A 14,707-nucleotide genomic window follows, 5' to 3' on the forward strand; every position below is an offset into this window, starting at 1 on the left:
AAAATTACACCAACGTCACAAAGACAACCAGAAGGAGAACACCATGGGAGTGACCGTCAGAGAAGCTCTCGGCATCGGGGGCTTTACGAAGTGCAAAGTGGTTGCCGGAGAAGCGGGGCTCGACCGGGAAATCGAATACATCACCGTCATGGAAGTGCCGGACGTCATTCAATGGCTGAAGGGCAACGATTTGCTGCTGACGAGCCTGTATCCGATCAAGGACGACCCCGAAGCGATCCGCGATCTGGTGCGGCAGCTCGACGAGGTGAACAGCTCGGCGCTGGCGATCAAGACGCAGCGCTACGTGCAGGAAATTCCCCGGCCGATCATCGAAGCGGGGAACCGGCATAACCTGCCGATTATCGAGATTCACAACGAGGTATCCTACCTGGACATTATGACTCCGCTCATGCAGATCATGGTCGACCCGGCGCTTAGCGGCAAGCAGGAGCTGGAGGCCTTTTTTCATTGGATTACGGAGCTGGCGATGGGGGGAAGGGCATTCCCGCGCTGGTCGAGGCGATGCAGCAAATGACCGACAATCTGATCACGGTCGGCTCGGATATTCCCGGTCTCGACGGATTGTTCAAGGGGCGCAGCATTTTTCCGCTGTCCCGGCTGCAGCGCAACGAGCTGAAGGCGGCGAAGCGCTCCATCCGGATGGAGCGCATGCTCGACGGACGGCTGACGCCGTGCATTGTGACGCCGCTTCAACTGAGCGACGAGCTGTATGGCGACGTCACGTGCTGGCAAACGAAGCGGCCGCTGGAGGAGCGGGATTTTCACCTTCTCGACCGCGCCGTGCCGCTACTCGCGCTGGAGTTCCTCAAGGTTATCACCCGCAACGACGTGGAGCAGGCGTTCAAGGACGATTTGCTGGCGGAAGTGCTTGACGGCAACGTGCCGGACAAGGCGGAGACGATCGAGCGGGCGCGGCTGTACGGCTGGGATTTGTCCGTCGACTACCAGGTGTTCGCGATCGCGTACGCCGGCGGCGGCCAGAGCCAGGACAATCTCGAAAGCAAGGAGCTGCGCCTGCAGGAGCAAAAACGCAAGCTTGTCCGCAAGGCAAACGAGTTTTTCCGGTTTCGCGGCGCGGGCACGATCGCGCTGGCCCGCAAGGAGTACCTCGTGATCCTGTACCCGGTAACCGGCGGGAGCGAGAACGGGCTGCCGGAAGGCGCGGACAAGAGCGCCGTCATTCAGACGGCCGAGGCGATCCGCAAGCAGCTGTCCCACGATTTCGGCGATTGGGCGTTTACGGTCGGGATCGGCCGTTTTTACCGGGGGCTCGAGGGCATTCGCCAAGGCTACGTCGAAGCCGTCAAGGCGATCCGGCTGGGGGCTCCCGTCGCCCAGGAGAAAGGCGTCGTCCATTTCGACGATCTCGGGGTTTTTCGCATTTTGAGCCAGTTTCACGATTGGAACGAGCTTGAAGATATTTACAAAGAGACGATCGGCAAGCTCGTCGAATACGATTTCAGCAACAACTCCAACCTCGTCCAGACGCTGACGGAGTACTTCGCCTGCAACTGCTCGCTAAACGAAACGGCCGAAAAGCTGTACGTGCACGTAAACACGATGAAATACCGGCTGCAAAAAATCGAGCAATTGACCGGGCACGGCATTCACGATGCGGAAAAGCGGCTGCTGCTCCATCTCGGCATTCACATCCACCAAATATTGCAAACGGGCCATTATTGACATTCCTGACATGGCGCCGCGCAGGCATTTCTGGCCGCACCGACGAAACGTCGGTGTTTTTTTTGTCCTTTTCCACATATTAATGGCCTTCCGAAATTGATACCGTTTTTACAGATGCTTTGGTCAGGGAGTGAGATCGATTTGAAAACGCTTATTCAAAACGGGACGGTCATCAATCCCGACACGAACCTGCAGGAAAAAGCGGACCTATGGATCGAGGACGGCAAGGTGGCGGCCGTCGGCCGCAGCCTGCAAGGGGAGGCGGACCGCATTATCGACGCGTCCGGTCTGCTCGTCGTGCCGGGCCTCGTGGACATTCACGTGCATTTTCGCGATCCGGGCTTTACGCATAAAGAAACGATCGAGACCGGTTCGCTCGCGGCCGCGGCCGGAGGGTTCACCTCGGTCGTCTGCATGCCGAACACGAAGCCGGCCATCGATACGCCGGAGACGCTGGAGTACGTGCTGCGAACCGGCCGGGAGCGAGGCGTCGTCCGGGTGTACTCGTCCGGCGCGATCACCTATGGCATTCGGGGCGAGGAATTGACCGATCTGAGGGCGCTGGCCCAGGCGGGAGCGGTGACGTTCACCGACGACGGCCGGTCGCCGATGAATCCGAAGCTGCTGCTGGAAGCGTTCCGGACGGCGGCCGAGCTCGACATTCCGATCAGCTCCCATTGCGAGGAGCATTCGCTCGTGACCGAAGGGGCGATGAACCGGGGCAGGGCGAGCGAAGCTGTCGGCGACCCGGGCATTCCGGCGCTCGCGGAGGAGCTGGTCATCGCGCGGGACATTTTGTTCGCGGAGGATGCCGGGGCGAGGCTGCACATCCAGCACGTCTCGACGGCGCGCGGCGTGCAGCTCATCCGCGAGGCGAAGCAACGGGGCGTGAAGGTGACGGCCGAAGGCGCGCCGCACCACTTCACGCTGACGGACGAGCGGGTCGTCACGCACGGGACGCTGGCGAAGGTCAATCCGCCGCTGCGCACGGCGGCCGACGTCGAAGCCGTCATCGCCGGGCTTGCCGACGGCACGCTGGACGCGATCGCGACGGATCATGCGCCGCATGCGGCCGAGGAGAAGGCGCTGCCGCTCGGCAAGGCGCCGTTCGGCATGGTCGGGCTCGAAACCGCGGTCGGGCTGACGTTTACCGCGCTCGTGCATACGGGCAGACTGTCGCTGATGGAGGCGATCGCCAAGCTGACCGTCGTCCCGGCCCGGATCATGGGCCTGCCCGCGGGCACGCTGGCGCCGGGCGCGGCGGCGGATATCGCGTTTATCGATCCGGACAAGGAATGGATCGTCGATCCCGCGGCGTTCCGGTCCAAGTCGAACAATTCGCCCTTTGCGGGCATGAAGCTGAAGGGCAAGGCCGTTCGGACGATGGTGGCGGGCGAAACGGTTTACGACGAAAGCGGAGCCGGAAAGGGAGGAGCGGAAGGCCAATGACGAAGCCGTTTCAACGCGTGTTTCTGATCGTGCTCGACAGCGTCGGCATCGGCGAGCTGCCCGACGCGGCGGCTTACGGCGACGCCGGGGCGCACACGCTCGGCAATATCGCGAAAGCCGCGGGCCCGCTGGCGCTCCCCCATCTGGAGCGGCTGGGCCTGGGGGCGATCGCGCCGGTCGACGGAATCGCGGCCGTCGCGGCGCCGCGGGCCCATTACGGCAAAATGGCCGAGCTGTCCAAAGGAAAGGATACGCTGACCGGCCATTGGGAGCTGATGGGCGTGCCGATGGACGTCGCCTTTCAAACGTATCCTTCGGGTTTTCCGGAGGAGCTGATCCGGCAGCTCGAAGCGGAAACGGGGCGGGGCGTCATCGGCAACAAAGTGGCGTCCGGCACCGACATCATCAAGGAGCTGGGCGCCGAGCACCAGCAGTCCGGCAGCCTCATCGTCTATACGTCGGCCGACAGCGTCCTTCAAATCGCGGCGCATGAAGACACCGTTCCGCTCGAGGAACTGTACGACATCTGCGCCAAAGCCCGCAAGCTCACGCTGAGCGAGCGTTATTTCGTCGGGCGGGTGATCGCCCGGCCGTTCGCCGGCGCTCCCGGCCGCTACGAGCGAACGCCCAACCGCAAGGACTACGCGGTGGCGCCGCCGCGCCCGACCGTTCTGAACGGGCTCGTCCGGCACGGCTACGACAGCATCGGCATCGGCAAAATTTCCGATATTTTCGCCGGCGAGGGCATTTCGGAAAGCTGGCCGACGAAGTCGAACGCGCACGGAATCGAGACGTTTCTCGGCGTCATGAACATGAACTTTACCGGCCTGTGCTTTCTTAACCTGGTCGATTTCGACTCGCTGTACGGGCATCGCCGCGATCCGAAAGGCTATGGCGCCGCGCTCGAGTATTTCGACGCGAAGCTTCCGGACATGGCCGCCGCGCTGCGCGAAGACGATCTGCTGATCGTTACCGCCGACCACGGCAACGACCCGACCCATTCCGGCACCGACCACACGCGCGAGTACGTGCCGTTGCTGGCGCTGCGCAAAGGGATGGAGCGCGGGAGCGATCTCGGCGTTCGCGCGACGTTCGCCGACGTCGGCGCGACGATCGCGGACAACTTCAAGATCGATCCGCCGGAAGTCGGGACGAGCTTTCTGCGACAGCTGTAGAAATTGGAAAATCGGGACATAACTAACCGGAAGGAAAAATCCGGGTGTCAACCGGACGGACATTGTCGTTGTGGATCCGGACAAATGCAGTCGGACAAATTTGTCCGAAGCGACATTTTGTTTAACAACCTTAATTTATACAATGATTTTATTCTAACGGACGTCGAATTGAACGGAATTTTGTCAAACGAGGAGCGTGAACGGGCGTGTCCAGCACGGCAATTCGCATCGAGAACATCAATAAAATTTACAAGGCCCGAGACGGCCGCGAAGTGCAAGCTCTGACCAATATCAATCTGAACGTGAAGAAAAGCGAGTTTATCTCGATTATCGGGCCGTCCGGCTGCGGCAAGTCGACGCTGCTCCGCATTTTGGCCAGCCTGGACAAGCCGACGAACGGCGTGATCGACTGGGAGAACTCGGCGGACAACATCGGCTTCGTGTTCCAGGACGCGACGCTGCTCCCGTGGAAGACGGTTTACCAGAACGTCAAATTCCCGCTGGAGGTCAAAAAGCTCGCGACCAAGGAAAATCTGGCGAACCTCGACAAGTTGTTGGAGCTGGCCGGGCTGAAAGGGTTTGAAAAAGCGTATCCCCGCGAGCTGTCGGGGGGCATGAAGCAGCGGGCATCCATCGTCAGGGCGCTGTCCTACAACCCGGACGTGCTGCTGATGGACGAGCCGTTCGGCGCGCTGGACGCGCTGACGCGGGACAAGATGGGGCTCGAGCTGCTGCGCATTTGGCAGGAAACGAAAAAAACGATTCTGTTCGTCACGCACAGCATCGCGGAATCCGTTTTTCTTTCCGATAGAGTCATCGTCATGTCGCCGCGCCCGGGCAAAATCGACGAAATCATCGACATCGACCTTCCGCGTCCGCGCACCGTAGACGTGAAGGAGACGCCCGAATTCAACCAATACGTGAAAAAGCTAAGGGAAGTGTTGGGTTAATGTCGGCGCTTCGAAAACTGGGTCAATACGTCGTCGCGATCGCCGTTCTGGTGCTGATCTGGTATTTGTACGTCCTCATTTTCGACGTGCCGAAGTTCATTTTGCCGGGACCGGCGGAAGTCGGCAAGGAATTCGTCGACATGATTTCCCGGGAAAACGTCCTGTACCACTTCATGGTGACGACCGGCGAAATTTTGGCCGGATTCGTGCTCGGCGTGCTGATCGGCTATCTGGTCGGGTATCTGATCAGCAAGGTGAAAATTTTGGAAGAAGCGCTCATGCCGTTCATTCTGCTCGCGCAGACGGCTCCGAAAATCGCGCTGGCTCCGCTGTTCGTCATCTGGTTCGGCCTCGGCTTCGCTTCCAAGCTCGTGCTGATCATTTCGATGGTGTTTTTCCCGGTCATGCTGGGCGCGATTTTCGGCATCAAGAGCATCAGCTACAACATGAAGTGCCTCATGCAAATTACCGGCTTGAACTGGTGGCAGCGGATCGTGCAGGTCGAGCTTCCCCACTCGCTGCCGCAAATTTTCGCCGGACTGAAAGTCGGCATGATCCAGGCGGTCATCGCCTCGATCGTGGCCGAGTACATTTCCGGACAGAGCGGACTGGGCTTCCTGCTCGTTTACGGCAGCACGACGTACAATTCGCCGATGCTGTTCGCCAGCATCATTTACACCGTGATCGTCGGCATCATCTTCTATGCCATCGTCGCGGCGCTGGAAAACCGCTTCTTATTCTGGCACGATTCCAAGCAAATCGGCGGCAAGGTTTGAGGGGAGGTGACGAGAGATCGTGAGCAATACGTTCATTAACGCGGATTTTCCGATGTATGACGGCGACAAGGTTCCGCATCTCCGCATTTCCGAAGGGCAGGTCGCTCCGTACGTGCTCCTTCCGGGAGACCCCGCCCGCGTCGATCTGATCGGCGGCTTGTTCGACAGCTACGAGATCGTCGGCGCGAACCGCGAGTTCAAAATCGGAACGGGCGACTTCAAGGGAGATTCCGTATCCGTATGCTCGACGGGAATCGGCGGGCCTTCGACCGAAATCGCCGTGCTCGAGCTGCTGCAGCTCAAGGCGAAGTGCCTGCTGCGCATCGGCGGGACGGCGGCCATCCAGGAAGGCATCGACTGCGGCGATCTGATCATCAATACCGGCAGCGTCCGTCTCGGCGGCAGCACGAATCATTACGCCCGCCCGGAATATCCGGCGCTCGCCCATTACGCGGTCGTCCAGGCGCTGATCGAAGCGTGCAAGGAGCTCGGCTACCGGTATCACCTCGGCATCGGGGCGACGACCTCCTCCTTTTACAACGGGCAAGGACGCAGCGTCAGCCGGCACAATTACAGCGAGAACATCATCGAGGAAATGCAGGGGCTCGGCGTTCTGAACCTGGAAATGGAATCGGAAACGATTCTGACGCTGGCGTCCCTGATGGGCGCTTACGCGGGCACGCTGCTGGTCGTCCATGCGAACCGGGCGACGAACAAATGGCTTGTCGATTACGAGGAAAGCCAGCTGAAACTGTGTAAGGCGGCACTTCGCGCCGTACAAATATTAATCCACAAAGGGGATATCTAAACGTGAAAAAGTTGACGGGTCTTTTGCTCAGCATCATTATGCTCACGGTCGTCCTGGCCGCATGCGGCGGCGGCAACAACGCGAACAACGGGGCCGCCTCGCCGTCGCCTACGGGCACCGCATCCGCCGGCGCCGAAGACACCGGCTCTACGGAAGTGAAGAAAGTCACCGTGCAAATGGACGGCGCGGCAACGCCTTATTACGCGCCGATGTATGTCGCCAAAGAGGAAGGCTACTTCGAGGAAGCGGGCCTTGACGTCGAATTCGTTTACGCGGACGCCGCCAGCATCGTCAAAAACGTCGGCGCGAACAATGTCCAATTCGGCTTCCCGAACGCCGACTCCGTCATTACGGCCAAATCCCAGGGCATTCCGGTCAAGGTTGTCCACACGACGTATCAGCACGGCCTCGGCGCCACGATCTTCAAAACCGACAGCGGCATCGCGAGCCCTGCCGACCTGAAAGGCAAAACGATCGGCGTCACGAGCTACGGCAGCCCGAACTATATCCAGCTGCAAGTCATGCTGCAAAAGAACGGCATGTCGATCAAGGACGTCAACACGAAAATCGTCGGCACCGGCGCCATCGTCAACGCGCTCGTCGACGGCCAGGTGGACGCGATCACGTTCTCCATGCTGCGCACGGTCGAACTGAAGGATCAAGGCGTGGACGTTTCCGAAATCCGTTCCGACGAGTTCCTGCCGTCCTTCGGCAACGTCGTCATTACGTCCGACGAGTTCCTCGAGTCGAACCGCGATACGGTTATCGCCTTTAACGGGGCTTTGAACAAGGCGATTCAATATATCATCGACGGCAACGTCGATGCGGCCGTCGAAATGGCCATCTCCAAGTACGCGCAAACGGCCGAAGGCAAGCAGGCCATTACGGCCAAAATCATCAACGAAGTGTTCATTCCGTACCTGTGGCAAAGCGATCTGACGAAAACGGACGGCCTCGGCGCCGCCGATCTGACGAGATGGCAAGGCGCGATCGACGCGCAAAAGGAATACGAGATCATCCAAACCGACTTCAAAGCGGAAGACCTTGTCGTGACCGACTTGAAGTAACTCAGGGGCTGGGCTAATGAATAACGCTCTGCGCAAGACCATTCTTTTCATAGGCACGCTGGCGGTTTTCGTTTTGGCGTGGCAGGGGTACGTCGCTCTATCGGGCGTACCTCCCCAAATTTTGCCGGCGCCGGGCGCGTTCGTGCAAAAGTTTATCGACAACGTGACGATGAGCGGTTTCGGAGAGCACATGGGAACGACGCTGTACGAAATCGCGATCGGCTTTCTGATCGGCTGCGCGGCGGGACTCGTTATCGGCTATATTTTGGCCAAGAGCCCGCTCGTCGAGCGGCTGCTGACGCCGTATATCGTGCTGGCGCAAATCATTCCGAAAATTTCGATCGCTCCGCTGTTCCTGCTCTGGTTCGGCCTCGGGGCTTCCGCCAAGGTGGCGCTCGTCGTCATCGGCGTGTTTTTCCCGATCATGGTCAACACGATCATCGGAATCCGGTCGGTCGAAAACAACATGAAAGACCTGCTCTACATTCTTCGGGCGTCCCCGCTGCAGCGGTTTTTCTCGGTGGAAGTCCCGTTCTCGCTGCCGTCCATTATGGCAGGGGTTAAAGTGGCCACCACCTACGCGATTACCGGCGCGGTCATCGGAGAAATGGTCGGCGCCAAAGCCGGCCTCGGCTACCTGGTCATCTCCGGGAGCGAAAACTACGACATCAACATGATTTTAACGGCGGTGCTGATTCTCAGCCTGATCGGCCTGGTTCTGTACCTGCTCGCGAATTATGCGGAGAAAAAGCTGCTTCACTGGCACGAATCGCAACAAGTCATCATGTAACGAGAGTTCGACAGGTTTGACGGACGCCCCGACGTTTGTGGCTATCGCAGGATAGGCGAAAACGTAAGGGGTGTTCTTCTCTCATGGCAATGCACGGCTCGGATGAGGTGAAAAGCATGAATGCGGAACGCTTGGGCGAAATTTTGCAAGCCATTAACGAAATCGGCGCGACGGAGGAATTCGGCGTCACGCGTCTCGCATATACGAAGGAACATTGGGCGGCCAACGAATGGTTTATCCGGCAATGCCGGGAGGAAGGGCTGTCTGTAACGATAGATGCCTGCGGCAACGTGATCGCCCGCAGGGAAGGGAGCGATCCGGGCTTGCCGGCCGTCGCCTGCGGCTCCCATCTGGACACCGTCCAGAACGGAGGGCGATACGACGGGACGCTGGGCGTCGCGGCCGGGCTCGAGGTCGTGAAAAGCCTGAACGAACGGGGAATCGCCACCCGGCATCCGATCGAAATCATTTCGTTCGCCTGCGAGGAGTCGGCCCGGTTCGGCGTTTCGACGATCGGCAGCAAGGCGATGGCGGGCCTGATCGACAAGGAGCGGCTGAGAGAGCTGGCCGACCGCGACGGCGTCACGTTTCCCGAGGCGCTGGCGGAAGTGTCGCTCGATTTCGAGAACATCGAGTCGGCGGCGCGGCGCAAGGAAGAACTGAAGGCGTTCCTCGAGCTGCACATCGAGCAGGGACCGGTGCTGGAAAACGGCGGCCTGCAGGTCGGGATCGCCACCGGGATCGCGGCGCCGACGCGGTTCGAGCTGACGATTCAGGGCAAGGCGTCGCATTCCGGCACGACGCCGATGAACATGCGGAAGGACGCGCTGATCGGAGCGGCGGAAATCATTACGAGGCTGGAAGAAGCGGCGTTGGCCGAGGCGTCGCACGGCACGGTGGCGACCGCCGGCGTCTGCGAGGTAACGCCCGGCGCGATGAACGTCGTGCCCGACCGGGCGAGGCTCAAAATCGATATCCGCGGCACCGACAAAGCGTCCCGGCGCGCCGTGCTGGAGCGCATCTCCGCCGCGGTCGCCGATATGGAATCGCGCCGCGGCCTCGCGGCGAGCTTCCATTTGCTGAGCGACGAAGAGCCGGTCTCGCTCGACGGGCAAATCGCGGCTTACCTGACGCGCAGGAGCGAGGAGCTCGGGCTTGCCGGCGTCCGGATGGTCAGCGGCGCGGGGCACGACGCCATGAACATGGCGCGGCTGTGCCCGACAGGCCTTATTTTTATTCCGAGCCGCGAGGGCATCAGCCACCACAAGGACGAATTCAGCTCGCTGCAGCAAATCGCGAACGGCGTTCTCCTGCTGGAAGAAGCGATTCTTCATTACGCGGAGGTCGTCCGAGAAGGAGGGAGATCATGAAGGCGGCAAAGCTTCGGGTTTTGGAAAATCGGCAAGTCAGCGAGCGTTACTGGCACATGGTCGTGGACGCCGCGGAGCTTCCGGACGAGGTCAAGCCCGGACAGTTTTTCAACGTTCGCTGCGCGGACGAAATTTATCCGCTGCTGCGGCGCCCGTTCAGCATCTATAAAATCAACAAGCGGGAACGCACGCTGGAATTCCTGTACTTGGTCAAAGGCGTCGGCACCCAGCGGCTCACGGAAATTCGGGCGGGGGAAAAGGCCGACGTGTTCGGACCGCTCGGCACCGGCTTCAACCTGAACGCGGAGGACGGGGCGATGCTGATGCTCGCCCGCGGCGTCGGCATCGCCACGCTGGCCGCGCTGGCGCAGGAAGCCGCCGAGAAAGGCGTGAGGAGCGTCGCGGTGCTGAGCGCGCGCAGCCGCAACGACCTGCTCGCGGCCGAAACGCTGGAAAGCTACGGCGCGAAGGTGTACAAGGTCACCGACGAAGAAGGCAACAGCGACGTGGCGTCCGTCGGGAAGCTGCTGGAGGGGATTTTCCGCGAGGAGAACATTACGGCGGCTTATACGTGCGGCTCCAAGCGTCTCGCGGAGCTGCTGCAGCGGATGGCCGCGGACAAGCATATTTTCGCGGAAATCGCGCTGGAAGAAAACATGGGCTGCGCGATGGGCGTCTGCTTCGCCTGCGTGTGCGACATTCAGGAGCAGGACGGCTCCGTGCGCACGGTGCGGGTGTGCAAGGAAGGCCCCGTATTCCCGCTCGAACAGGTGGTGATCGCATGAGCGAAACCCGCGTCACTCCGGAAACGTTGAATCTGGAAGTCCGCATCGGCGGGCTGCGGCTGCAAAACCCGATCATGCCGGCATCGGGCGCGTTCGGGCAGGAGATGGACGAGGTCGTCGACTTCAACCGCATCGCGGCGATCGTTCCGAAGAGCATCACGAAGGAGCCTCGCAAGGGCAATCTGACGCCGCGGGTGTGCGAGGTGCCGGGCGGGATGATCAATTCGATCGGCATTCAGAGCAAGGGGCTCGAGTACTACCTTGCGAAGACGATCCCTTCCTTCAAGGGCTACGACGTGCCCCTCATTTCCAGCATCTCCGCCGACTCGGTCGAAGAATTCGCGGAGATGGCGGAAACGATCGGCGCGCTGCCGGAAGTGGCCGCGCTGGAGCTGAACATCTCGTGCCCGAATTTGAAGGGCAACGGACTCGCGTTCGGGATGGACCCGGAAGTAACCCGCCGTCTGATGGTCCGAGTGAAAGAGGTCACGGACAAGCCGATCATCGCCAAGCTGTCGCCGAACGTGACCAGCATCCAGGAAATCGCGATCGCCGCCGAGGAAGGCGGGGCCGACGCCTTGAACGTCGCAAACACGATTTTGGCGATGGCGATCGATATCCATTCGCGGCGGCCGAAAATCGGCAATGTCATGGGCGGCCTGTCCGGTCCGTCCGTCAAGCCGATCATCGTGCGGATGATCTACCAGGTTCGTCAGGTATCGAAGCTGCCGATCATCGGCTGCGGCGGCGTCATGAACGGCGAAGACGCCATCGAGATGATGCTGGCCGGCGCGACGGCGGTGCAGGTCGGCACCGCGAGCTTCATCAATCCGACGGCGCTCACGGATATTTTGGAGGAAATCAAAGGCTACATGGTTCAGTACCAGATTCGCGACGTAAACGAACTGATCGGCGGCGTCCGGATCTCGTAAGTCTGCATGGATTTCGGCAAAGGATGTGAAGGCATGTTTCTGAATCGTCCTCGATCGCGGATCATCCTTGCCCTCGACACGCCCGACCGGACCGAGAGCTTCCGCGTTCTCGACGCTTGCCGGGACGCGGTCGACGCCGTTACGCATCCCGGGGGGCTCGAGTATACGAGACCTCATTCGCGATTCGCGGAAATTCGCCGAGATGGCGGCATATCTGGTCTGTTTTGACATTCAGGCTCCGGGCATTTGCCCGGAGCAAATTCGCGTTTTGCGGGATACGGTAGGACCATTATCGCGTGCGGGGTGGCTGCCCAAGCGGAACGATACAGGCAGCCATTGCGGCCGGCGCGGACGATGCCATGCAACATGCCCTCGGTGATCGAGGGAGAACGGGTCGCGCGGGAATGGCTGGAGGAAATCCGCCGCGATATGAACGAACAACGACAGAATGTAGCAGTATAGCAGTATATCTTGCATTTCGGAGGTTGGGCTTCATGGTTCTTCTTCGCAATCTGAATATTCGCTATAAAATTTTGCTGCTGAATTCGGCAGCCATTGTCGGAATGCTCATCATCGCGACTGTCGGTTTTTACTATACGTACGACATGTCGAAAAATTCGGAAGAGATGTACAAGGAACGGCTTACTCCTATCCAGCTCGTCGGCAACGTACAGTTGAAAAAAGAAACGAGCGATTCGCGGCTGCTGGAGTTCATGCTGACCAAGGACGAATTGCTCCGGATGCGAATCGGAGATTTGAGGGAAGAAATCGATGCTTCCGTGTCCGAACTGGAGAAGATCGCGGCAAACGACGCGAAAGCGACAGAGCTGCTAAACCGGTACAAAGAGCTGATTCCCGCCTATCGGGAAGCCGCGAACAGCTTGATGGACTTGGCGTTATCCGGACAGGACGCGCAAGCCTACGATGTTTTTGTCAATCAGGTCAGCATTCTCGGGGGCCAGATCGGCGACGTGCTGAACGAACTGGCCGTCTATAACGAACAAGTCGCCGGCGATTTATACGAGAGCACGCAAAGCCAGCGCACCCTCTCCCAAACGATCGTCATCGTCATTTCCTTGCTGCTCATCGGCCTGTTCCTGTGGCTCGGTCTCTTGATCAGCCGCTATATCACGAAACCGGTTCGGGAATTGCAGGATTTGATGGGGAAGGCCGCGGAGGGCGATTTGTCGGTAAAAGGCACGCATGCGTATAAGGACGAAGTCGGCAAGCTGACGGAATCGTTCAATGCGATGATGGGCAACCTGCGGGGACTGATCTCGCAAGTAGCGGAAAACGCTCTGACGCTGTCGGCCAGTTCGCAGCAGCTTTCCGCGAGCGCCGAGCAAGGAACGTTCGCTTCGGAACAGATCGCCGCATCGAGCGAGAAATTGGCGGGAGCGCTGGAACGGCAAAGGAACAGCGCCCAGGATGCGTACGACGCGGTAGAGTACATAAGAGAAAAAATCGATACGCTGGAAACCGTCGGAAACGAAATGTACCATATTGCGGGCGAGGCGGCCGCCGTATCCAAAGAAGGAGCGGTTACCGTTCAATCCGTTTCCGGCCAGATGAATTCGATTTACGCGTTCGTAAGCGACATGAGCTCGTTCGTTGGGATGCTGACGCGCCATATCGCCGAAATCGAACGCAGCGTCCGCACGATTCAGGAGTTGTCTACGCAGACGAACGTTCTGGCGCTTAACGCGACCATCGAAGCGGCACGCGCCGGCGAAGCCGGGCGAGGCTTCGCGGTCGTCGCTGAAGAGGTGCGGGCGCTGGCGGAATCGTCCACCGGCTCCTCGAAGCAAATTACCGGCCTGCTCGGCCAAATCGGGTCCGAGATGGAGCGCATCAACCGGTCCATGCAGCACGGGCTGAAAGAAGCCGAGCAGGGCATCGCCCAAACGAAGCATACCGAAGCCGCGTTCCAACGGATCGACGGCTCGGTCGATTCCGTGGCCGAGCACGTATCCGGCATGAAAGAAGCGATCGAGCAATTGGCCGCCAGCCGCGAGCAGATCGTCACGGTGATGGAGGTGGTCAACGGCGTCGCGGAGCAGGGCATCGCGGCGAGCCGGGACAATGTCGCCTCCACGCAGGAGCAGCTTTCGAGCATGGAGGAAATCCGGCACGCCACGCAGTCGCTGGCCGAATTGGCCGAAGAGCTGCAAACGAAAATTCAACATTTCAAGCTGTAAGCCGGGAAGCGCGCGGACTCGAAGACGTCTGCGCGCTTTTTGCGTTAGAGGGGCAAGTTTCGGTATCCCCGTCGCTCAGAGGAGTTGTTGCGTTTCGTGTTGCCTAGTGCCGGTATCCCGCCGCTCAGAGGAGTTGTTGCGTTTCGTGTTGCCTAGTGCGTACCCCGTCGCTCAGAGGAGTTGTTGCGTTTCGTGTTGCCTAGTGCCGGTATCCCCGTCGCTCAGAGGAGTTGTTGCGTTTCGTGTTGCCTAGTGCCGGTATCCCCGTCGCTCAGGGGTGTGGCTGCGTTTCGCGCAGCCTAGTGACGATAACCCCGCCGCTCAGAGGAGTTGTTGCGTTTCGCTCACCTAGTGACGATATCCCCGTCGCTCAGAGGGGGATTTCCTCCAAACGTACGTTTTCCGCTCCAGTCCTCGTGTCCGCATCGCTTTTTCGCCTTAGGGCCCGCCCGCTCACAAGTCGCGAGTCATGTCTTTGTTTTTCAGCCGCTCCCGTAAAGAACCGCGCTGCATATCCGAAGGAAACTCCTCCCCATGCTGTCGAATTCGCTCGCTTTCCGGCGCTTCCGACGTCGCTTTTTCGTCAGATGGTCCTATGACTTTTCGGTGAAAAATGTGACCGTGATGACAAAAACGATGACAAACGATCACTGGTCGAAAACGCCCGGCAAAATTACGCTGAAATGAGCAGAACCTCGCACGA

13 protein-coding genes are annotated in these 14,707 nt (G+C 59.8%); all 13 read left to right on the forward strand.

Translation table 11 applies throughout. The features are described 5' to 3' along the window. Positions 1-49: 49 nt before the first annotated feature. The 13 genes from JW799_RS28635 to JW799_RS13175 all read left to right on the forward strand — a co-directional run bounded on the left by JW799_RS28635 (position 50) and on the right by JW799_RS13175 (position 14,004). Positions 50-535 (forward strand): PucR family transcriptional regulator ligand-binding domain-containing protein, encoded by a 486-nt coding sequence (locus JW799_RS28635; RefSeq protein ID WP_338026264.1) that lies wholly within the window; start codon positions 50-52, stop codon positions 533-535. After that, a complete protein-coding gene (locus tag JW799_RS13120; protein WP_240353259.1) occupies positions 469-1,704 on the forward strand; it encodes a PucR family transcriptional regulator in 1,236 nt (411 codons plus the stop codon). Before JW799_RS28635 ends, JW799_RS13120 begins: the two co-directional genes overlap by 67 nt. Before the next feature lie 141 nt (positions 1,705-1,845). Further along, complete coding sequence (locus JW799_RS13125) at positions 1,846-3,153, forward strand: dihydroorotase (RefSeq protein WP_205430160.1); 1,308 nt, start codon at positions 1,846-1,848, stop codon at positions 3,151-3,153. Further along, entirely contained in the window at positions 3,150-4,328 is a 1,179-nt protein-coding gene (locus JW799_RS13130; RefSeq protein WP_205430161.1) for a phosphopentomutase, read from the forward strand. Before JW799_RS13125 ends, JW799_RS13130 begins: the two co-directional genes overlap by 4 nt. Positions 4,329-4,534: 206 nt before the next feature. Continuing rightward, on the forward strand, positions 4,535-5,278 hold the full coding sequence (locus JW799_RS13135) for an ATP-binding cassette domain-containing protein (protein ID WP_205430162.1): 744 nt from the start codon (positions 4,535-4,537) through the stop codon (positions 5,276-5,278). Further along, entirely contained in the window at positions 5,278-6,054 is a 777-nt protein-coding gene (locus tag JW799_RS13140; protein ID WP_080835285.1) for an ABC transporter permease, read from the forward strand. The genes JW799_RS13135 and JW799_RS13140 overlap by 1 nt, the downstream gene beginning before the upstream one ends. A gap of 19 nt (positions 6,055-6,073) precedes the next feature. Then, positions 6,074-6,862 (forward strand): phosphorylase family protein, encoded by a 789-nt coding sequence (locus JW799_RS13145; protein WP_205430163.1) that lies wholly within the window; start codon positions 6,074-6,076, stop codon positions 6,860-6,862. A gap of 2 nt (positions 6,863-6,864) precedes the next feature. Further along, entirely contained in the window at positions 6,865-7,929 is a 1,065-nt protein-coding gene (locus JW799_RS13150) for an ABC transporter substrate-binding protein (RefSeq protein WP_205430164.1), read from the forward strand. Positions 7,930-7,945: 16 nt separating this feature from the next. Beyond that, a complete protein-coding gene (locus tag JW799_RS13155) occupies positions 7,946-8,719 on the forward strand; it encodes an ABC transporter permease (RefSeq protein ID WP_080835279.1) in 774 nt (257 codons plus the stop codon). Between the two features lie 116 nt (positions 8,720-8,835). Then, positions 8,836-10,089: a M20 family metallo-hydrolase gene (locus JW799_RS13160; RefSeq protein WP_080835618.1), complete on the forward strand. Its 1,254-nt coding sequence runs from the start codon at positions 8,836-8,838 to the stop codon at positions 10,087-10,089. Then, a complete protein-coding gene (locus JW799_RS13165; RefSeq protein ID WP_240353260.1) occupies positions 10,086-10,874 on the forward strand; it encodes a dihydroorotate dehydrogenase electron transfer subunit in 789 nt (262 codons plus the stop codon). Before JW799_RS13160 ends, JW799_RS13165 begins: the two co-directional genes overlap by 4 nt. Continuing rightward, positions 10,871-11,806: a dihydroorotate dehydrogenase gene (locus tag JW799_RS13170; RefSeq protein ID WP_205430165.1), complete on the forward strand. Its 936-nt coding sequence runs from the start codon at positions 10,871-10,873 to the stop codon at positions 11,804-11,806. The genes JW799_RS13165 and JW799_RS13170 overlap by 4 nt, the downstream gene beginning before the upstream one ends. 494 nt (positions 11,807-12,300) lie before the next feature. Continuing rightward, a complete protein-coding gene (locus JW799_RS13175; RefSeq protein ID WP_205430167.1) occupies positions 12,301-14,004 on the forward strand; it encodes a methyl-accepting chemotaxis protein in 1,704 nt (567 codons plus the stop codon). Positions 14,005-14,707 lie beyond the last annotated feature (703 nt).

Source organism: Cohnella algarum (assembly GCF_016937515.1).
In the GTDB taxonomy this organism is placed as follows: domain Bacteria; phylum Bacillota; class Bacilli; order Paenibacillales; family Paenibacillaceae; genus Cohnella; species Cohnella algarum.

Bases quoted from the DNA above. Each gene is read 5' to 3' on its own strand.
- JW799_RS13140 (WP_080835285.1), top strand. From the start codon at position 5,278: ATGTCGGCGCTTCGAAAACTGGGTCAATACGTCGTCGCGATCGCCGTT.
- JW799_RS13170 (WP_205430165.1), top strand. From the start codon at position 10,871: ATGAGCGAAACCCGCGTCACTCCGGAAACGTTGAATCTGGAAGTCCGC.
- JW799_RS13175 (WP_205430167.1), top strand. From the start codon at position 12,301: ATGGTTCTTCTTCGCAATCTGAATATTCGCTATAAAATTTTGCTGCTG.
- JW799_RS13155 (WP_080835279.1), top strand. From the start codon at position 7,946: ATGAATAACGCTCTGCGCAAGACCATTCTTTTCATAGGCACGCTGGCG.
- JW799_RS13165 (WP_240353260.1), top strand. From the start codon at position 10,086: ATGAAGGCGGCAAAGCTTCGGGTTTTGGAAAATCGGCAAGTCAGCGAG.
- JW799_RS13130 (WP_205430161.1), top strand. From the start codon at position 3,150: ATGACGAAGCCGTTTCAACGCGTGTTTCTGATCGTGCTCGACAGCGTC.
- JW799_RS13160 (WP_080835618.1), top strand. From the start codon at position 8,836: ATGAATGCGGAACGCTTGGGCGAAATTTTGCAAGCCATTAACGAAATC.